16 protein-coding genes and 1 tRNA gene are annotated in these 19,368 nt (G+C 52.3%); 11 read left to right on the top strand and 6 right to left on the bottom strand.

Annotated elements, in window-relative coordinates; genetic code table 11:
• Nucleotides 1–5: 5 nt before the first annotated feature.
• The gene (locus DZC79_RS02150) at nucleotides 6–896 is read right to left on the bottom strand and encodes a YicC/YloC family endoribonuclease (RefSeq protein ID WP_118949889.1); all 891 of its coding nucleotides are present in this window, start codon (nucleotides 894–896) and stop codon (nucleotides 6–8) included.
• Between the two features lie 288 nt (nucleotides 897–1,184).
• Here DZC79_RS02150 and DZC79_RS02145 point away from each other — a divergent pair, with 288 nt between their 5' ends.
• The 3 genes from DZC79_RS02145 (at nucleotide 1,185) to DZC79_RS02135 (ending at nucleotide 3,776) form a co-directional block, all read left to right on the top strand.
• Nucleotides 1,185–1,802: a TylF/MycF/NovP-related O-methyltransferase gene (locus tag DZC79_RS02145; protein ID WP_118949888.1), complete on the top strand. Its 618-nt coding sequence runs from the start codon at nucleotides 1,185–1,187 to the stop codon at nucleotides 1,800–1,802.
• A 100-nt stretch (nucleotides 1,803–1,902) separates the two neighbouring features.
• Nucleotides 1,903–2,745 (top strand): hypothetical protein, encoded by an 843-nt coding sequence (locus DZC79_RS02140; RefSeq protein WP_118949887.1) that lies wholly within the window; start codon nucleotides 1,903–1,905, stop codon nucleotides 2,743–2,745.
• 119 nt (nucleotides 2,746–2,864) lie between these two features.
• Nucleotides 2,865–3,776, top strand: a complete 912-nt coding sequence (locus tag DZC79_RS02135) for a lytic transglycosylase (RefSeq protein ID WP_198666734.1) — start codon at nucleotides 2,865–2,867, stop codon at nucleotides 3,774–3,776.
• A 128-nt stretch (nucleotides 3,777–3,904) separates the two neighbouring features.
• Here the strand turns inward: DZC79_RS02135 and DZC79_RS02130 are convergent, their stop codons facing one another.
• The 3 genes from DZC79_RS02130 to DZC79_RS02120 are packed head-to-tail and all read right to left on the bottom strand — an operon-like array spanning nucleotide 3,905 to nucleotide 9,087.
• The gene (locus DZC79_RS02130) at nucleotides 3,905–4,498 is read right to left on the bottom strand and encodes a YceI family protein (RefSeq protein WP_118949885.1); all 594 of its coding nucleotides are present in this window, start codon (nucleotides 4,496–4,498) and stop codon (nucleotides 3,905–3,907) included.
• Nucleotides 4,499–4,515: 17 nt separating this feature from the next.
• Nucleotides 4,516–6,681, bottom strand: coding sequence for a gliding motility-associated C-terminal domain-containing protein (locus DZC79_RS02125; protein WP_118949884.1), 2,166 nt, complete (start codon nucleotides 6,679–6,681; stop codon nucleotides 4,516–4,518).
• Between the two features lie 39 nt (nucleotides 6,682–6,720).
• A complete protein-coding gene (locus tag DZC79_RS02120; protein WP_118949883.1) occupies nucleotides 6,721–9,087 on the bottom strand; it encodes a T9SS type A sorting domain-containing protein in 2,367 nt (788 codons plus the stop codon).
• A gap of 292 nt (nucleotides 9,088–9,379) precedes the next feature.
• Here DZC79_RS02120 and DZC79_RS02115 point away from each other — a divergent pair, with 292 nt between their 5' ends.
• From DZC79_RS02115 to lipB, 8 genes are all read left to right on the top strand, one after another.
• Entirely contained in the window at nucleotides 9,380–11,416 is a 2,037-nt protein-coding gene (locus tag DZC79_RS02115; RefSeq protein WP_198666733.1) for a tetratricopeptide repeat-containing sensor histidine kinase, read from the top strand.
• A gap of 2 nt (nucleotides 11,417–11,418) precedes the next feature.
• The gene (locus DZC79_RS02110; RefSeq protein ID WP_118949881.1) at nucleotides 11,419–12,060 is read left to right on the top strand and encodes a response regulator; all 642 of its coding nucleotides are present in this window, start codon (nucleotides 11,419–11,421) and stop codon (nucleotides 12,058–12,060) included.
• An 83-nt stretch (nucleotides 12,061–12,143) separates the two neighbouring features.
• Nucleotides 12,144–12,225, top strand: a tRNA-Leu gene (locus DZC79_RS02105).
• Between the two features lie 96 nt (nucleotides 12,226–12,321).
• On the top strand, nucleotides 12,322–13,695 hold the full coding sequence (locus DZC79_RS02100; RefSeq protein ID WP_118949880.1) for a trigger factor: 1,374 nt from the start codon (nucleotides 12,322–12,324) through the stop codon (nucleotides 13,693–13,695).
• Nucleotides 13,696–13,785: 90 nt separating this feature from the next.
• The gene (locus tag DZC79_RS02095; RefSeq protein WP_118949879.1) at nucleotides 13,786–14,355 is read left to right on the top strand and encodes a Crp/Fnr family transcriptional regulator; all 570 of its coding nucleotides are present in this window, start codon (nucleotides 13,786–13,788) and stop codon (nucleotides 14,353–14,355) included.
• Nucleotides 14,356–14,431: 76 nt separating this feature from the next.
• Entirely contained in the window at nucleotides 14,432–14,863 is a 432-nt protein-coding gene (yiaA, locus tag DZC79_RS02090; protein ID WP_118949878.1) for an inner membrane protein YiaA, read from the top strand.
• Between the two features lie 167 nt (nucleotides 14,864–15,030).
• Entirely contained in the window at nucleotides 15,031–15,540 is a 510-nt protein-coding gene (locus tag DZC79_RS02085; protein WP_118949877.1) for a calcium-binding EGF-like domain-containing protein, read from the top strand.
• 146 nt (nucleotides 15,541–15,686) lie between these two features.
• Nucleotides 15,687–16,415 (top strand): lipoyl(octanoyl) transferase LipB, encoded by a 729-nt coding sequence (gene lipB / locus DZC79_RS02080; protein ID WP_118949876.1) that lies wholly within the window; start codon nucleotides 15,687–15,689, stop codon nucleotides 16,413–16,415.
• A gap of 32 nt (nucleotides 16,416–16,447) precedes the next feature.
• On the opposite strand, the gene DZC79_RS02075 is transcribed toward lipB, so the two are convergent.
• Nucleotides 16,448–17,320, bottom strand: a complete 873-nt coding sequence (locus DZC79_RS02075) for a ChaN family lipoprotein (RefSeq protein WP_118949875.1) — start codon at nucleotides 17,318–17,320, stop codon at nucleotides 16,448–16,450.
• A 113-nt stretch (nucleotides 17,321–17,433) separates the two neighbouring features.
• A complete protein-coding gene (locus DZC79_RS02070) occupies nucleotides 17,434–19,263 on the bottom strand; it encodes a cytochrome c oxidase subunit I (RefSeq protein WP_118949874.1) in 1,830 nt (609 codons plus the stop codon).
• Nucleotides 19,264–19,368 lie beyond the last annotated feature (105 nt).

Here is a 19,368-nt window from a genome sequence, read left to right as displayed (position 1 = left end):
GAATATTACAATACGTTTAATACTTGTTCCTTCGCCTTTTCCAGGTTGTCTTTCATATTCACGACGATCTTCTGGATATCGGCATCATTGGCTTTGGAGCCGAGGGTATTGATCTCGCGGCCGATCTCCTGCAGCACAAAGCCCAGTTTCTTACCGATGCCATCGGCAAGACCGTTGCCGGCGAGCTCGGCAAAATAGGCGCAATGCGTACGCAGACGTTGCTTCTCTTCAGAGAAATCGATCTTTTCGATATAATAGATCAGCTCCTGTTCCAGGCGGTTCATATCGATCCTTTCCTTTTCGGCCCACTCATTCAGGGAGCTGTTGATGCGCTGACGGATCCGTTCGATCCTTGCCGGCTCATATTGCTCTACCGCTTTCAGCAGGGTTTCGATACCATTGATATTGGCCAGCAGATCTTTTTCAATGGCTTTACCCTCCTCTTCGCGATGCCTGCTCAGCCGTTCGGCTGCTTCCGTGATCAGCTGTTTGATCTCCAGCCATTCCGCCTCGGGCAGGGTATCGGTATCGGCCGCCACTACTTCGGGCATCCGCATCAGCGTAGCCAGTATGTGTTCAGGGTGGCCGTCCACTTCAAGCTTCAGGTCAGCAGCAATAGCAGTCATGGCCTGGTGATAGTAACGGGCCAGCTCGGTATTGACTTGCATCGGCTTGCCTGCGCCTTCCTGCTTTACCGTAACAGCCAGGTCGATCGTTCCTCTCTTCAGGATACGCATCAGCTCGTTACGGATATCGGCTTCATAAGCTTTCAGCAAAGGCGTGATGCGGCTGTTGAGCTCAAACTGTTTCCCGTTCAGGGATTTCACTTCTACAATTACCTGCCGGTTGCCCGCCTTGCCTTCAGCACGGCCGTAGCCTGTCATGGAAAATATCATTCAATGCTATTTAAAGTTGCTTTGCCAGACACAGGGGTTTAAGCAGCGATCGCCGAGTATGGCCATATCCATGATCGAAACAACGGTTTGTTCTTTCCTGGATCCCTTCGCATTTTTGCTGCGGATAGCGCTTATCCATAAATCTGTAAAAAGACGCAATTTAATCACTAACCGTCAATCCAGCCGAATTTTATTAATATTGCCTGCTACAATTGCTTCTTTATGCTCCAGGCTATAGGTAAAGGAATTAATTATTTTTTAGGGAAAAGGCTTTTACATAAATCTAAAATGGCCATCGCGCCTTCGCTGGCTTACCTCTCCAGGAACCGGAAGATCGATACCAGGTATTATGACTACATACGGCTATCCACCCTTGAGCTGATCAGCAACGAGATCAAGGAGAGGAAGGTACCAGGCAGCATTGCGGAAGTGGGTGTTTTCAAAGGAAAATTCGCCCGGTACCTGAATGCTTACTTCCCCGATCGTGCCCTTTACCTGTTTGATACCTTCGAGGGCTTCGACAACAGGGATAAAAAGAAAGAGCTCGGCGAAAGTTACTCAACGGCCAACCAGGATTTTTCGGAAACCTCCGTACAGCAGGTGCTGGCGATTATGCCTCATCCTGGAAAATGCATCATCAAAAAAGGCTATTTTCCCGAGACCGCGGATGATGTGAGGGATACTTTTGCCTTCGTGAGCCTCGATACCGATCTGTATGACCCCATTTATAACGGGTTGGTCTATTTCTATCCCAGGCTCAATGCCGGAGGATATATTATGGTACACGATTTCAACAATGAAGGCTATAAAGGTGTTAGAGATGCCGTAGTCCGGTTCTGCGCAGAGCAGCAAATCGGCTATACGCCGCTTCCCGACAAGGCGGGATCGGTAGTCATCGTTAAATAAGTTGCCGGCAATCAGAATTTAAAATAGCGTTAAATGACATTATTTTATTGATCCTCAACACAATAATCGTTTAGCTTTAGGCCTCCAAAATCTAACAGATATGAATTTGAAATCGATAACGACAACTGCTGTGTCTGTCGCGTTGCTTGCACTTACCGCCTGCAACAACAATACAACCGAAACAGCTTCTACCTCGGATACAACCAAGGTGGAAACCACCACCACGGCTCCTTCCGGCCCCATTACCATTACGCCGGTAACCGGATCGCCTGAATTCCCGGATGCACAGCTGGGTATCAAAAACGTAAAGGCCGAGCTGCAAGGCTCCGACTCCGTAAAGATCACCATCGACTATGATGTCAAAAATTATGAGCTAAAAAGCCAGACGGGCGATGCTGCTTCCAAGAACTGCAACAATTCAAAGGACGGCCAGCACATTCATTTCATCCTGGACAACCAACCTTACGTGGCACTCTACGAACCCACCAGGAGCTTTACCGTGCCGGTTAAGTCGGAGCATTACCTGATGTCGTTCCTGTCCCGCTCTTACCACGAGTCGATCAAAACACCAAAAGCCGGTGTGCTGTATCATTTCTCCGTAGATGAGAAAGGCAAGCTGACCAAAATGGAGCTCCCCAAAACGCCGATGATCTTCTACAGCCGTCCAAAAGGCGACTATGTAGGCGCCGACACCAAAAATCTCCTGCTTGATTTTTATGTCTACAACACAGGCCTGGCGCCGGATGGCAACAAGGTAAAAGTAGATGTGAACGGTACTAATTTCGATATTGACAAATGGCAGCCGTATTTCATCCAGAATGCGCCCATGGGCGACGTAACCGTTAAGGTACAGCTCGTGGATAAGGACGGCAAGAACATAGAAGGTGTTAATACTTCGGTAAGCCGCACCGCCAAGCTGGCGGCGCAGGAGCCGATGAAGTAATCCTTTTCCAACCCGGAAAGGGGATAACGGTTAAGGTGTCTGCCGCGCCTTAACCGTTCTTTTTTTAACTTAGCAGAAACCGCGGGCACCGGTATTAGCCCTGCAGATGCGTCATGCTTATGAAAAATAGATTGCTGTTGCTGCTCCTGTGCTGCATATCGCTTTGTACCAAAGCCCAGGACACTTTATGGGTGAAGCATAAGGAGGACATGCCCTATCTCATCCACCGGGTGAAGAGCGGAGAAACACTATTCATCTTATCGAAACGCTATTCCGTTCCTCCGGCAGTGCTTGCCGATGTGAACCGGGTCAGCTACCAGGACGGTCTCCCGGAAGGTTCGAAATTCAGGATACCGATCGACGACTATAATTTTATCCGTATCGAAAGTGTGGTCAAAAGCAAGCCTGTCTTTTACCGGGCGGGCGATGAGGATGACCTGCGCAGCATCAGCCGTATGATGGGTGTATCGCAAAGCGCGATCCAGCGATGGAATCACCGCAACACCCCCGATATCGCTACCGGCGACATCCTGCAGGTCGGCTGGGTGGCTTATGATGCTGCGCAGAAGCCTTTTGCCAAGCCCGATACCGCCCGTCCGCAGGCTATTGCGGTTCACCCGGGAACGGCTCTCCCCACCCGCCCTGTGATGCACGACACCGTGAAGCCGGTGCAGAAACCGGCCCTGGCGGAGAAGGACACAACAACAGAAATAGTATCTGCCTTCGAAGCGCTTTACGAAAAACAGGTGCAGGGTGTTTCGACCAATGAGGAGTCTGGCGCAGCGGTCTTCTACCCTTTGCGCACCAAGGCTGCACCCGGCGTATATTATGCCTTCCACAATACAGCCGGCAAAGGAACGATCCTGTCTATTACCAACCCGGCCAACGGGAAAACAGTATATGCCAAAGTGATCGGGACGATCCCGAATCTGAAGGAATACCACAACAGCATTGTCGGTCTTAGCGGCAATGCGATCTCAGCGCTGGGCGCCCGCGAACGGCGCATGTTTTGCAAGATCAGGTACCGCTAACGGATCAGGATACATTGTCTCATCATGCGCTTTTACCGGATGGCACCGCTTACAATGCGATTGGCCATGCATTGCGGGCGGATTTGTATTTAACCTTTTCATGACAGTATTTTACTGCTATCCCTATACTATTGCTTCGCTCCTTTACGGACCATCCGCGCCTTCACCGCGATCTTCATATCCTTATAGTAGAACCGGCTGATGGTCTCCGGAATGCGTACTGCGTAATCGTGCGGATCGATCATAAAATCGCTGTTGAGCGTAGCAATACCGCTTTTCATCGTTACGGTGCCTTTAACCGTGATGATCTTTATTACATCGTGCATAGAAAGCTTGCCCTCACAGCTGATCTCATAAGTCCCGTCTTTCGCCGGATCTATTTTCTTCAGTGCAGCGGCAGCGCCGTTAAAAGTAGCCAGCGGATACCGTTCACTGTCGAAGTAGTAATGATGAAAGCGATAAGTGGCGCCTTTCCGCATCAGCTCGGGCATTTCAGCCGAGGTGAAGGCAAAGCCCGCTACATAGGCGGTTATACGGAGCGTTCCTTTGCCCAGGTCCAGGCTGCCGGAAAGGGAATCGTTGTCTGCAGTAAGCTCCGATGCGGGCGCGATAATGCTGAAGCGTATGTGGCCTTCCCGCAGTTGGTATTGCTGCCCGGCAACACGGCTGCATAAGGGCGCGAGACCACCGAGCAGGATCATTATTTTCAGGATCAATTTCATAGCTGTCTTTTTTGAGGCTAACGGATAAGGTTAATGTCGCCTTTCTTATATTCGCTTATGTTCCGCACACCTCCTGTGTACCTGAGCTCATACATATAAGTGCCTACTTCCGAGGGCTGCCCGTTGAACTGCCCGTCCCAGCCCTGGCCGGGTTTGGCGCTGAAGAAAACCCGCTGTCCGAAACGGTTGTACACCGACAGGGAATAGTTGCTTACCGGGCAATCCGCGGCCAGCACGGGTTTGAACCAATCGTTCATACCGTCGCCGTTGGGTGAAAAAGCGTTGGGCACCAGGGGCTGACACGCGCAATAGCCCACGCTGATGGTGATCTCGTCACGGCCGGTACATTTGCCTGCAGTCACCTTCACACTGTAGGTCCCGGTATCCGTTACGATAGTGGTCTCGCCCGTAGCGCCGGTGCTCCAGACGGCTGTTCCGCCCGCCGGGACATTGGCTTTCAGCAGAACATTAACGGGGTCTCCGCGGCAGATGATCCTGTCGTCGCCCAGGTCCTGCTGCACATCGGAAAAGGTTATGGAGATGGTATCGGCCAGGGTGCAGCCGCCGGCAAAGCGTACCTGTACCCAATATTGCCCGTCCTGCAGCACCTGCAGACTATTACCTGTGCTGCCATCCTGCCAGAGGAAAGATTGCACCTGCCCTTTTACACCCGCCTGCAGCAGCAGGGGCGGCGCCTTGCAGATCACCGTATCGCGCGGCCCCAGGCCGGCGCCCATTTCATTCAGCTTATAGGGCTTGATATAGGTATGGCAGCCGTCGTTATAAGTCACTTTATACTGTCCCGAAGTGTAGAAGTTGTGCATGCTGTCTGCCACACCATCTCCCCATACGTAATCCTTATAGCCGGGAGGGGCATGCAGGGTTATCTTCCTGAAAAAGCAGGTGTCGGTCATCGCCAGCGTTACCGTATCAGGTGGCATGGGAAAGACAACATCATTGCCAATGGGATAGCCCAGGTTGCCCAGCGGATAGCCGGGCGGTAGAAAGGGTGTGGCTGTCGAAGGTGCAAAGCCACAGGCCGCCCCGGCAAGATTAGGCTGGCTGAAATACCCGCGGAAAGCCGACAGGAAAACCGTATCGCCCCGGCGGCGCAGCGCGCCGCCGGTATAAGGTATGGTATAGCGCGAGGCAATAATGGTGGCCTGTACACCGCTGCTCAGATCATGCTGGCACAGATAGCCGCAGTTGTCGGCATCGATCATACCAGTGATCAAAGCACTGTACAGCTTGGAATTGTCGGGAGAAAAGCAAACGCCTTCCCCCATAGAAGTATCGGTCAGTACCATGTTGTTCGACAGTGTACCGTTCTCCGGATCGAAGTCGGCGACCTGGACACCTATAGTGCCATAAAACCCGAAGCCGAAGCCGGAAGTCTCCAGGCCGTTGTTGCTGGCCATTGCTACTTTCTTACGGTCGGGCGATACCGCCAGGGCGCCCGCTGTAAAGGACATGGGGCCGGTAATGCCGGGTGTCAGCGTCGATACTACCGGTGTAGTATCCACACCGGCGGCGGTGATATGAAAGGCCTTTACATCGGGAACATCAGTGGGATGAGTCAGCAACCACACATCGCAGTTGTTGCCGGGTACGGCGGCGATCATATCGCCCAGGGGCCCATGTGCTGCAACGATATTTTTCTTGCCGGGGACTATTGCTCCCAGACCATTATCCAGGTTCATATCCACTACCGAGTAAGTCAGGTTGTAATCGAAAATACCCGGAGGGAAAGGAGGCGCCGGTCCGCCAAGGGATAAAACAATGCCGCCCTGCTTGATATAGAACAAATAGTATTTGCTGGTATCATTAATAAAAGGCACGATACAGATGTTCTGCATCGACAGGCCGGATCCCGCCAGGCCCAGGCCATCGGGCATGATCTGGTGGTTACGGTTCCATACGTAATAACCATCTGAGTAAAACAGCAGCTGGCCTGTTTTCGGGTGGCAAAGGGAGACGCAGCCGCTGGTACCGCTGGTCATTACAGAGTTCTGCAGGGCAGCAGGATTTGTATTGAAGTTTACGCCCTTCGTCCGGAACATCCATATGCTGTTCGCGTTACGGAACTGTGGCAGCTGGGTAAAATCCTGCGCCCGCAGGCTTCCGCTCACCAGGAGGAATAAAAGGACCCATAGCGGCCGGGGAAAAAATCGTTTCTGTTTCATAGTCGTTTCTGTTGAATGTCTGCGTAGAACAGGGAAGCCTTAGTATTTAACCAGCTTGGCTTTCGAGGTCCTGGCTCCCTCCGCCAGCTCAACAAAATAGATACCCGGCGGCAGGTTTGCGGTGCTCACCCTGAAAGACCGCCCCTGCAGCGGTTGCTGCAGCAATACCGTCTTGCCCATAATATCGATAAGCCTTAGCGAAGCATGGTCCAGCACCTGGGCGGCTTCGATGAACAACATATCCTTCACCGGATTGGGATACAGCTTCACCCGGTTGCCGGATACGGTACGGATGGTGGTGCTGGTCCCTATAGTATAGCAGGCCGAGGTATCGCTGCAGCCGCCCAGCGTGATCACGAGCGCATAGCTGCCATCTTCCACCGGGCTGAATTGCCGGGTCGTCGCTCCCGGCACGGGACTGTTGTCATTGCAATCGATCCATCGATAATAATCGCCCTCCGTGCTCCGGGCGCTAAGCGTTCTCCCGGCAAGGGTCACGGCAGTATCGGGCGCGTTGATCAACAGGTCCAGCACCAGGACGCTATCGCAGCCGGCAGCATTGGTATAGGTCTGGGTATAGATGCCGCTTTCGGTATAGGTTTGACTGTTCAATACAAATTGCTTGCAGCCCGTATCGACCCGCCTGATGCTGTCGCCTTCGATGACCAGGTGGAGTATGGCCATGCTGTCGCAGCCCAGGCTTCCGATATATGGCTGGCTGTAGGAGCCGCTGGCGGTATAGACCTCACCATTGAAGGTATAGGGACCACAGGCGGAATCCCGCTTTACGGAAGAGGTCAGCGCGCAGGAAGAGGCCAGCTTAAGGATAAAGTGGCTGGCCGGCGTCGCCGCTGTCAGGTTATATATGCCGGCGTCCGGATCGAAGTCTACGGTATTTTTAAAGGTGCCGGAAGTATAGACATTGCCGGAGGCGTCGACGTCCACAGTCAGCGGCATTATGTCAAAGCCCGTACTGGTCTGATACTGGTTGTCGAGGTTTTTAACCCATTCAAAATTGCCTTCAGCATCGAGCTTCTGAAGATAAGTGTTGACTTTACCCGCCCCCGCAGTAAGGGCAGACACACCGGCGCCCGGGTCAAAATCGGCCGTTTCTATAAAGGCGCCCGCCGTATACACCGCTCCTGCCCTGTCGGTAGCAATGCTGAATCCCCTGCCATTGTCGAGCTCCGCATTGATATAACTACCGGAGAGGATCGCACCGTATTGCTTTACCCATACGAATCCTCCGTTGGTGTTCAGCTTGAGCACATAGCCATCGAATGCGCCGTAATAGGGTATCCCGGTGCTGCTGTAAGGGTTGAGACTGGTAAGGTTATATACGTTAGCCGGTCCTTCTTCCGGGTTGAAATCGACCGTCCCGTAGAAACCACCGGTAAGGAACACATTGCCCGTTACGTCGGCAGCGATCCCATGGCACCAGAGCCGGCCGGTACCCTGCAAGCCCCTGGCCCATTGAAAGGCTCCATGGGTATTGAGCTTGACAATATAACCGGTAACACCGCTCACCACGCCATAGACGCCGGGCGTCGGATCGAGGTCGATCGTGCCAAAAAAGTTGCCGGTCATGTAGATATTGGCCTGGGCATCGACGGCCATATTTTCCAGTCCTGCTTCCGCATCACAGACCATCTCACCCCCCCATACAAAATCGCCCATAGGCGTCAGCTTCGCTACGAATACTGACATGCAGTTGGTACAGACATTGGCTATGGTATAGTTGGCCGTTCCCGGACCGGGATCAAGATCAATGCCGCCATTGAACTGTCCGCCGAAATATACGTTCTCATCGTTATCTACCACGACGCTTTTACTCTCGTTCAGTATATTGACGCTGAGCCCGCCCGTAGCGCCGTTCATCTGTTTGGCCCATACCAGGTTCCCGCTGCTGTTCAGCTTGGCTACAAACAGGCTGTTGTTGTTCGTGGTGCTGCCGGTAAGGGTTGCCGGCCCGGGATCATAATCGATAGTGGATGCCTCTTCCAGCTTGCCGGTAATGTATACCGAACCTTTTTTATCAATGGTTATGGCCGAAGCAGATCCGTTACCGGCGCTTACCGGCATGCACCTGGCCCATACCAGGCTGCCCTGCGCATTGAGCTTCGTGATGTAGATACTGCTGATCGTTGCACCGGAGGTAAGATCGACCACACCGGGACCAGGATCGAAATCGACTGTTCCCCAAAAGGCGCCCGTCGTATAGACATTTCCCTGTGAGTCGACAGCCATGGCATGATGCTTATTGACTTCCGCATTCAGAGAAAACACCACGGTGTTGGGATTGTCGATCTGTCGTGCCCAGGCAAAACCGACCGTTTGCGTAAAGGCCGTCGCATAGCTCAGACCGCCTAGCAACAACAATAAAACATAGGGGTACATTTTCTTCATAATGTATTACAGTTTAATGGAACCCTGTGTCGTCCCGGTATTGGTTTGAGAAAAAGCCTGTTCATAAGACAAAAGCAGGAAACACCCTACTTTTATCATGGTCCCGCCTGTCTTCCTTCAGCAGAAGCCAGGGAACGGGGGGCTCTTACAAATCTATATGCCTTCTGTTTTTTTTCATAAATTACAGCTACGTAATTTCGTCAGATTACGTAGTTATACTTAGCCGCAACGCGGACCATCCATGAGGAAAATGAGGCGCTTAGGATTACTTGTGTTTGCACTGTTCCCGTTTATGACGAACGGACAGGAGCTCTTTTCCCGGCTGGGCAGCCTGCCAGACGGTCCGCTGGACTATGTGGATTCTGTGGCCATATACCGTATGCTGGACCGGGGCTACAAGCTACAGAACGGCAGCGGCAACAGGGATAGCGCCATCGTCTATTACAAAGCAGCTTTAAGGGAATCCCAACTGCGAAACCAGCACCGGCACCGGGCGCGCATTCTCACGTATATAGGCTCCTGGTATATTGCCAAAGCAGATTATCCATCGGCTATCCGGTTCATGAGCCTATCGGCAGAAGCTTATCGGCAAAAGGGCGAATACCCTTTCAAGCAATACTTTTCCCTATCCGGCCTGTATGTCCAGGTAGGCGCTTACGATCAGTCTATCGCCTTGTACCAGAAGGTTGCGGTACAAACACCCCGGTGTGTTGTCGACAGCTATTATTACTATCTTACTTTCACCAATGCTGCCGATGCCTACTGGCAAAAAGGAAAGGCAGATTCCGCAACGAAGCTCTACTATCGCATACTGTCGGGCACACGCCAGGCAGATACCAATCATGCCATTCTCATCAGGGCCTATACCGGTCTGGCTAATATCCAAATGCGCCTGGAACAATGGGACAAGGTATGGCCGCTTATGGACAAGGCGATCGCCCTGGCCAAACACCGCGGCGACTCATCGGAGATCATCAATATGATCGCCAATAAAGGCACCATTTATTACCAGAAAAAGCAGTACGAAGAGGCCAAGGCCTATCACTACCCTGCCCTGGCTTATGCCCACCGTAAGAATGATGTGCATCTTATCTATACCAGCGCCTTTATCCTGGGCGCAACCCTGGCCAAGGAGGGCAGGTATCCCGAGGCTCAGCGTATGGCCCGCGAGGCTTACGACAAGGCCAGCGGGATCAGCTCCACCGCCGAATGGCTGAGCGCGTCGTACCTTATGGGCTGCGTGTACACGCATACCGGTCAGTATGCCATAGCCAAGCGCTACCTGCTGCCCGCAGTTGCTTATGCCGAGCAATACAATAACCTTGTCAATGTGGGAGATGGCTACGACCACCTGAGCACGATCTATGCCGGGCTGGGTCAATACAAAAAAGCGCTCTATTACAAAGAGCGGCAGCTGAAAATACAGGACAGCTTCACCGGCAGCAACAACGCTGGACGTATTGCCGAGGTGGAGATGAAATACAAGACAGCAGAAAAAGACAAGCTGCTGGCGCAAAAGGAGCTGCAGCTGATTACGGAGCGTAACCGCATACGGGAGAAGAATATCTGGATCGGCGGCCTGGGTGCGGGCGGCTTGCTGTTGGCGCTTATCCTGTCGGGCTTGTATACCCGGAAGCAGCAGCGGGAAAAGCTGCACCGGTCTTACATTCTTAACCTGGAAAAAGACGGGGAAATCCTGGCGCTGAAAGCTAAGATGGAAGGCGAGGAAGAAGAGCGCCTGCGCCTGGCGCGGGACCTGCATGACGGAGTGGTTGTCAAATTTTCGGCGGTAAAAATGAACCTGAGCGTACTACCCGAGCGGCACCACAGCCTGGAAGGCGCCGGCGATTTCCGGCAGATCATCAGCCGCCTGGACGAAGCCACCACCGAACTCAGGGCCACCGCACATAACCTGCTGCCCGATACGCTGCTTGAAGGCGGGCTTTCCGAAGCGGTCTACTATTTCTGCAGGAATGTACAGCACAGCGGTCTCGATATCGACCTGCAGTATACCGACATTCCCCGCTTCGATCCGGGATTTGAGCTGTCGGTCTACCGCATCATCCAGGAGCTGGTGCAGAATGTACTGAAACACGCCGCCGCTACACAAGCCCTGGTACAGATGATCTATAACGAGGGCCTGCTGAACATTACCGTTGAGGATAACGGGAAAGGCTTCGGCCTGGAGGCGCCGGCGCCGGAAGGCATAGGCCTGCGCAACCTCCGCTCCCGTACCGCTTCGCTTAAAGGCTATATGGACCTGCGCAGCAGCCCCGGGAAGGGAACCTCTGTCTATCTTGAATTCACCATCAATAAACGAACCAATTGATCATGCCCATCACTGTTGCTATTACCGACGATCATCCCCTTGCTATAGAAGGCCTGCAAAATATGCTGCTGTCGGCGTCCTCGATACGGGTAAAAGGGACTTACACTTCAGCGGCAGCGCTGATGGAGGGCCTTACGCAGCAGCAGCCCGATGTGCTGCTGCTCGACATACTGCTGCCCGACCAGAAAGGTACCGAGCTTGTGCCCATTATCCGCCGTCTGTATCCCGATATAAAGATCGTAGCCCTGACGAGCCTCGATGCGCCCATCTATGTCCGCTCGATGATAAGACAGGGCTGCAAGGGCTATGTGCTGAAGAATACGGACAAGCTATCGCTGGTGCACGCCATAGAGCAGGTGTACAACGGACAGGAATATATCGAGCCTTCGCTCAAGGAGCAAATGTTCTACAATGTGCTGCACCAGAAAAAGCATACACCCGGCAGGTCGCCCAACCTCACCAGCCGTGAAAAGGAAATCCTGCAACTGATCGTGGCCGAGCTGACCAGCCAGCAGATCGCCGATAAGCTTTTCCTGAGCCTGCGTACCGTGGAGACCCATCGCTTTAATTTACACAAGAAGCTGGAGGTCAGCAATAATGTAGGGCTGGCCAAGGCTGCACTGCTGCTGGGGCTGGTAGAATGAGCGTTCCCGCAGCGCTTAAAAAAAATCTTCTATATGCTTGGTTTTCCAAGATTATCCGTACTTTTGCACTCCTTTTTTGAGGCGCGGGTGTGGTGAAATTGGCAGACACGCTAGACTTAGGATCTAGTGCCGCGAGGCTTGGGGGTTCGAGTCCCTCCACCCGCACTAAGATAAGAGCCCCGCATGAGAGCGGGGTTTTGTTTTTTCTTGAGTATAAATTTTAATAAATAACAGCAAGACAACCTTTTAAAAATTATAAACATGGCAACGGTAACTCGTGAATCCATCGGTAACCTCCACGATAAACTGGTGGTGAAAATTACCAAAGAAGATTACCTCCCTTCTTTTGAGAGTGCTTTGAAAAAATATGGTAAGAATGCCAACATACCGGGCTTCCGTAAAGGCAGCGTACCTGTTGGCATGGTGCGTAAAATGTACGGCCAGTCTGTATTCGTGGAAGAAGTGCTGAACAGTGCCAATCGTGAGTTGCAAAACTACCTCTCCGAGCATAAGCCCGAGATCTTTGCACAGCCGGTGGCTATGGAAAACCGCGAGCTGAAGTTTGACATGAACCAGCCTTCCGATTTTGATTTCTCTTTCGAGATCGGCCTGAAGCCCGACTTCGAGATCACGCCGCTGAACAAGAAAGGCAGCGTGACCCGCTACAAGATCCAGGTAAGCGACAAGCTGGTCAACGACGAGACTGAGAACATCACCCGCCGTGCCGGTAAGGTGGAAAATCCCGAATCTTTCGAAAAAGATACCGATATCGTTTATGCCACTTACGAAGCCTGCGACGCCGATGGCAACGTAGCGGAAGATGCGGCCAAAACGGAAGACGTGGTTACCCTGGAGCAAATGCCCAAGAAGCTGGCCGAAAAGCTGAAAGGCATCAAGCCCGAAGGCACTATCGTATTCAAGCCCGCCGAAGAGTGCACAGCCGAAGAGCTGCCCGAGTTCATGAAAAGCGCGCTGCGCAAGGCCGACGACGCCGAAGCGCCCAACCATTATTACAAGCTTACCCTGACTAAGATCGGCCGCCTGATCCCGCGCGAGATGAACGAAGAGTTCTATGCGGAAGCCTTCCCCGGCGCAGAGATCAAGGACGAAGCTGCGTTCAGGGAAAGAGTAAAACAGGAGCTGGAAAAGGAAACTGACCGTATTGCCAAAGAGCGCATCCAGAACGAGCTGTTTGAGCTGCTGGTACACGAGACGCCGCTCGACCTGCCCGTGGATTTCCTGAAGCTGTGGCTGAAGAGGGGCGGTGAGAAAGAGAAGACCGAAGAAGAAGTGGAAAAGGAATATCCTTCCTTTGATCACCAGCTGCGCTGGACGCTGATCTCCGACAAGCTGATCCGCGACAACGATATCCAGGTTTCTTACGACGAAGTAATGGACGATATCAAAGCCAAGGTAATGGCCTATTTTGGTCTTCAATCAGAAGAAGATGCCCCCTGGATGGCTTCTTATATGGAGAAGATGGCAAAAGAAGAGAAGACCATGGACGAGACTTACCGCCGCTTGCTGTTCGACAAGCTGTTTGCCAGGCTCGAAGAGGTTATGGAGGTGAAGCAGGAAGAAGTAAGCGAAGAAGAATTCTCCAAGCTGGCGCCTTCGCACCACCACCATCATTAATCGGATAGATTATCCCATATTGCAGAGGCCGCTTCCAAAAAGAAGCGGCCTCATTTTTTTGTTTTATTTTCCGCCTTTATTGTCCCGCCGATGGAAAGGTTATTACAGCATCTGAAAAACATTTATGATCTCAACCCCGAGCTGCAGGTAGCCCTGCAGGAAAGCTTTCAGCAGGTAAGCTTGTCCAAAGGCGACTATCTTATCAGGGAAGGCAAGACCTGCCGTCACCTCTATTTCCTGGAACAAGGCTGCCTGCGCGGCTTTTACCAGGTAGAGGACAGGGAAGTCACCCACTGGTTCGGCTTTGAAAATGATTTCGTCACCTCCTTCCACAGCTTTATCACGCAGCAGCCGGCCATCGAGAACATACAGCTGATCGAGGATTGCCGGCTATGGTCTATATCGAAAGACAGGCTGAACGGGCTGCTGGCCAGCCATCACAAGGCCGAGCGCCTGCTGCGCATGGCTTACGAACAATATTACATCCGCCTCGAGGAAAGGTATGTGAACGCCCAGTTTAAGTCTGCGTCCGAGCTCTACGAAGACCTGCTCGACCGTACACCGCACATTATCGAAAGAGTGCCGCTGGGCTATGTAGCCGCTTACCTGGGCATGTCGCAGGAAACGCTCAGCAGAGTGCGCAGCCGGCTTGCCCATTAGGCCGCCCGTTTTTTTGACCAATATCAAAAGATATGTTTTTCCTCCTCGATAGCTTTGCTTCCATAATTCATTCGTTATGGAACAAAAAACATCTTTACAGCCCTCAGCCGCCTTTATGGCTGCTTCCTGGGTTGCGCTGCTCGCCGGTATCGTGGCATTCATCATTGGCTTATGGAACGCCGAGATGCAGCTGAACGAAAAAGGATATTATTTTACGGTGCTTATGTTTGGGCTGTTCTCCGCGGTTTCCGTACAAAAGGCCGTTCGCGACCAGCTGGAGGGTATTCCCGTTACTCCTATCTATTACGGCCTTTCCTGGTTCTGTGTAATCCTCTGCCTGGTGCTGCTTACCGTGGGCTTATGGCATGCGGAGCTGAGCAAAAGTGAAAAAGGCTTCTATGCGATGTCCTATGTGCTGGGCATTTTCGGCGCTATTGCTGTTCAGAAAAATACGCGGGATATGAAAGCAGCGGAAACGGCTGCCCGCCGGGACAAAGGCGTGGAATAGCGCTTTCCCGCCATGCAGAGAGAAGTCAAGTTTTCAAACTTGACTTCTCTTGTATCGCCCTTAAATAATTTCAGGCTTTCCCCTTGCCTTTTCAATTTATTTTGTATCTTAACAGCCTATTTCAACCTAAACGGACATCCATCTATAAGAAAATTTTACAGCGTAATATGAAAAACTGGAAATCCATACTCGTTACTGTCTTCTGCTTTTTTGCGATCGCCAGTATGGTGCTGCTCAACTCCTGTGTAAAAGACCCCTGCACCGACCTCGCCTGTAAGAACGGCGGCAGCTGCAGCGATGGTTATTGCCAATGTCCTGTAGGATTCGAAGGCGCGGAGTGTGAGATCAAGACCTCCAGCCGCTTCCTCGGCAAATGGGCCGGCAGCACCCGCTGCAACAATTTCCCCATCCTGGCCGATACGGTGAATATTACCCTTGTTTCCGAGCCTAACCAGATACTGCTGAAGCTGGGTGCGGGTAATACAGCGCTGCTGGGCTACAAAGGCACTGCCGAAACGCCAGAGACCCGCTTCTATACCTACAGCGACGACGATGTGGAAGTGAATGCCTATATGCGTGTCGATGCCAACCTGCTGCAGCTGTACATGCAAACCATCAATAAAAAAGTGAACACGCGCCAGAATTGCTATTTCTCCGGTATGCGCATCAGCGAATAAACGCATCCATCAACGATATAAATACCGCTATAAAACAGAGCTGCCCTCCGAACCGGGCAGCTCTGTTTACATTTGCAGCACCGCAGCCGGACGATCTTCGTATTTATCCGTAATTTTGCCCTCCGGCAGAAGACAAATCGACGCTTATGAAGACGGTAATATTAAAGGACCTGGGCACCATTGAATACGGTGAAGCCTGGGCATTGCAGGAACAATACCTGAAAGCAGGCCTGGATATCAAATCGGCCCGCTTTCACGGCGAAACGGCTGCGCTGGAGCAAGCGATAGCGCACTACCTCTTCCTCTGTCAGCATCCGCATGTGTACACGCTTGGGAAAAGCGGCATCCCCGAAAACCTGCTGATCAATGACCAGCGCATGAAGGACCTGGAAGTCACTTTTTACAAGACCAACCGGGGCGGCGATATTACCTATCATGGTCCCGGCCAAATGGTGGCCTACCCTGTGCTGGACCTCGAGCAATTCTTTACCGACCTGGGCCGCTACATGCGCACCCTTGAAGAGGCTGTTATCCTCACTTTGCAGGAGTACGGCATTGTAGCCGGAAGGCTGCCGGGATCGACAGGGGTATGGCTGGATGCCGATACGCCCCAAGCCCGTAAAATATGTGCTATGGGCGTAAAAAGCAGCCGCTGGATCACCATTCATGGCCTGGCGCTCAATGTGAATACCAACCTGGACTATTTCAATTATATCGTGCCCTGCGGCATCGTGGATAAAGGGGTGACCAGCATGAAGCAGGAACTGGGCCGCAAGGTAGACGAGGAGGGAGTGAAGCAGGTATTTGCCCGGCAATTCGCACATGTTTTCGAGGCAGCGCTGATAGCGCCTGCTGCCGCTGTTCCCGCCTCCTAAAGGAGAAGCTAATAGCCTGTATCTTATCTTTTTTATTCCTGCTCAGGGTGGCCGGCGGTAATGAGGATATAATCGCCCTGCGCAACATATTTGCTCCAGTCGGGCGAGGCGAAATCGGCAGCGGCGAAGCTGCTGATCGTCGTCACCTTCTTCTTGTAATCAAGCTCCAGCCGCCGCACCAGGCCCAGGTGATTGTCACTGTGGAAGCGGCCGTTGAACATCAGCACTACCCCTTTCTTTTTCTTCTTCAAGGCTTCGGCAATGGACCAGGACATGGTCGCGTCCCAGAAATTCTGCGACTGGAACAGGTTCATACCGGGTGTGGTATGGCCGCCCATCGCCTCCAGGAACTTATCGTAATACACCCCGGTGACCGTATCGACCGGCAATGGTGCAATATAGCGGTCCTTTACTTCCTTGCTGAGCGCATTCAGCGAAGAAAGGCCCTTCCGGGTCACCATATTGGTATAGCGCGAAGGAGCGTTGGCGGCAATCACCTGCAATTGCTTTTCTTTGGCAAATTCGACGGAGGGCCGGTAATCCGTTTTATAGCTGTCCCAGGCCCGCGCCTCCTTTATAAAATTCTTTTCGCTGATGAGCCCTGCCAGGTACTCGTCCACTATGTACTGCACATCGCGGTGAAACATTTCCATGGCCAGCATTACTTCAGCGCCCTGCCTGGCATAGAGCGCCTCCAGCACCTTCTGCTCCATCAGGTGGCCTATCGAATCATCGTGCTGCTCGCCGAATACCAGCACTTCCCCGCTGCCGATACCTGCAGCGATGGCCTCTACTGTTGTTTCCTTTTTCAGACGGCTGTCATAAAGCTTATAATCGGTACCGGCTACCTGGGCAATGCTCCAATATGTGCTGAGCAGGAAGAGAGACAGGAAAAGAGAACGCATAAACGGGAATTTAACCCGCAAAGGTAGGCCTTATAGCCTGCTTGTTTGTGAATGTCAGCAAGTATTTACAAAAGCAGAGCGCCGCTCCTGCGGAACGGCGCTCAATATTATGACTAATGTTCTTCTTCTCCGGGTCTCAGCGGAATGTGCTGCGGGATGAAGTCGTTACCCTGACCATCATCTTTGTAATCATAAGGCCAGCGGTGCACTTCAGGAATATCGCCTTCCCAGTTACCATGACCGGGGTGCAGCGGTGTTGTCCATTCCAGGGTAGTAGAGCCCCAGGGATTCGGGTTGGTCACCTTACGTCCCTTGAAGATGCTGATAAAGAAGTTGAATACGAACAGTAATTGTGTAAAGAATACGATGATCACCACTACGCTGATAAAGGCGTTCAGGTGGCCAAACTGCTTAAAGGACTCCCAGGCGCTGTAATCGTAGTAACGGCGGGGCATACCGGCAAAGCCTTCATAGTGCATGGGCCAGAAGATCAGGTAAGCACCGGCCAGCGTAACGAAGAAGTGGATATAGCCCAGGGTATTGTTCATAAAGCGACCGAACATCTTGGGGAACCAGTGGTAAATACCGGCAAACATACCGAAGAAAGCGCTCACACCCATTACCAGGTGGAAGTGGGCAATAACGAAGTAAGTATCGTGCAGGTGAATGTCCAGTGCGGAGTTACCCAGGAAGATACCGGTAAGACCACCGGAAATGAACAGGGAAACAAAGCCCAGGGCAAACATCATCGGTACGGTAAACTTAAGGTTACCTCTCCATATGGTCGTCAGCCAGTTGAACACCTTGATCGCCGAAGGGATCGCGATCAGCAGCGTCAGCAGCACGAAGATACCACCAAGGAAGGGGCTCATACCGGTAACGAACATGTGGTGCGCCCATACTACGAAAGCCAAGGCGGTGATACCGGTCAGGGAGATGATCATCGCCAGGTAACCGAAGATGGGCTTACGGCTATGCGTAGACAATATCTCCGAGGCCATACCCATACCGGGAAGCATTACGATATATACCTCGGGGTGACCCAGGAACCAGAACAAGTGCTGGTACAATACGGCCGAACCACCGATATGAGACAAGGCTTTGCCGCCGATGAAGATCTCGGAAAGATAGAAGCTGGTGCCGAAGTGACGATCGAAGATCAACAGCACGAAACCGGAAAGCAGCACAGGGAAAGACAATACACCCAGAACGGCGGTGAAGAACAGCGCCCAGATGGTGAGCGGCATGCGGGTCATCTTCATACCCTTGGTCCGCATGTTCAGGATGGTGGTAATATAGTTCAGACCGGCAAGCAGCTGCGATACCACAAACAGGGCCATACTGATCAGCCAGAGGTCCATACCCAGTCCGGAACCCAGGGAAGCTTCTTTCAACGCGCTCAGGGGAGGATAGGTCGTCCAGCCACCGGCAGCAGGACCGGTTTGTACAAACAGGGAAACGAACATGAAGATGCTGGAAATAAAGAAGAACCAGTAAGATAGCATGTTCATGAAAGGAGATGCCATATCGCGCGCACCGATCTGCAGGGGAATAAGGAAGTTACTGAAGGTACCGCTCAAACCTGCGGTCAGTACGAAGAACACGAGAATGGTACCATGCATGGTAACCAGTGCATAGTAAAATTCAGGGGTCAGCTTACCGCCCTTAGCCCAGTGGCCGAGGAACTTTTCCATAATGGGGAAAGTGTCTTCGGGGAAACCCAGCTGCAGACGGAAGAAAACGGAGAATAAAGCGCCGACTATAGCCCAGATGATACCGGTGATCAGGTATTGCTTGGCAATAACTTTGTGATCCTGGCTGAAGATCCACTTCGTGATGAAGTGCTGCTCATGGTGTTCATGGCCGTGCGCATGCGCATGTCCGTGTGAATCCAGGTGAGCGTGCGCTACATGCGCATTTCCGGTTGTTGCTTCGTGACTCATTGTATTTTTATATTTCCGGCCCTTTGAACAAGGGGCAATCAATTTGTAAAAAGAAAAACGGTGGTTACTCCATCTGCGGAAGCGGCTACAAAATTACGGCTTCCT

The sequence above is a fragment of the Taibaiella helva genome (assembly GCF_003545695.1).
Lineage (GTDB): Bacteria > Bacteroidota > Bacteroidia > Chitinophagales > Chitinophagaceae > Taibaiella > Taibaiella helva.
Note: the sequence above shows the minus strand (reverse complement) of the source record. Positions and strands in the feature narration are given on the sequence as shown.

Bases quoted from the DNA above. Each gene is read 5' to 3' on its own strand.
- DZC79_RS02125 (WP_118949884.1), bottom strand. From the start codon at position 6,681: ATGAAACAGAAACGATTTTTTCCCCGGCCGCTATGGGTCCTTTTATTC.
- DZC79_RS02115 (WP_198666733.1), top strand. From the start codon at position 9,380: ATGACGAACGGACAGGAGCTCTTTTCCCGGCTGGGCAGCCTGCCAGAC.
- DZC79_RS02150 (WP_118949889.1), bottom strand. From the start codon at position 896: ATGATATTTTCCATGACAGGCTACGGCCGTGCTGAAGGCAAGGCGGGC.
- DZC79_RS02100 (WP_118949880.1), top strand. From the start codon at position 12,322: ATGGCAACGGTAACTCGTGAATCCATCGGTAACCTCCACGATAAACTG.
- DZC79_RS02120 (WP_118949883.1), bottom strand. From the start codon at position 9,087: ATGAAGAAAATGTACCCCTATGTTTTATTGTTGTTGCTAGGCGGTCTG.
- DZC79_RS02070 (WP_118949874.1), bottom strand. From the start codon at position 19,263: ATGAGTCACGAAGCAACAACCGGAAATGCGCATGTAGCGCACGCTCAC.
- DZC79_RS02140 (WP_118949887.1), top strand. From the start codon at position 1,903: ATGAATTTGAAATCGATAACGACAACTGCTGTGTCTGTCGCGTTGCTT.
- DZC79_RS02085 (WP_118949877.1), top strand. From the start codon at position 15,031: ATGAAAAACTGGAAATCCATACTCGTTACTGTCTTCTGCTTTTTTGCG.
- DZC79_RS02095 (WP_118949879.1), top strand. From the start codon at position 13,786: ATGGAAAGGTTATTACAGCATCTGAAAAACATTTATGATCTCAACCCC.
- DZC79_RS02145 (WP_118949888.1), top strand. From the start codon at position 1,185: ATGGCCATCGCGCCTTCGCTGGCTTACCTCTCCAGGAACCGGAAGATC.
- lipB (WP_118949876.1), top strand. From the start codon at position 15,687: ATGAAGACGGTAATATTAAAGGACCTGGGCACCATTGAATACGGTGAA.
- DZC79_RS02135 (WP_198666734.1), top strand. From the start codon at position 2,865: ATGAAAAATAGATTGCTGTTGCTGCTCCTGTGCTGCATATCGCTTTGT.
- DZC79_RS02130 (WP_118949885.1), bottom strand. From the start codon at position 4,498: ATGAAATTGATCCTGAAAATAATGATCCTGCTCGGTGGTCTCGCGCCC.
- yiaA (WP_118949878.1), top strand. From the start codon at position 14,432: ATGGAACAAAAAACATCTTTACAGCCCTCAGCCGCCTTTATGGCTGCT.
- DZC79_RS02110 (WP_118949881.1), top strand. From the start codon at position 11,419: ATGCCCATCACTGTTGCTATTACCGACGATCATCCCCTTGCTATAGAA.
- DZC79_RS02075 (WP_118949875.1), bottom strand. From the start codon at position 17,320: ATGCGTTCTCTTTTCCTGTCTCTCTTCCTGCTCAGCACATATTGGAGC.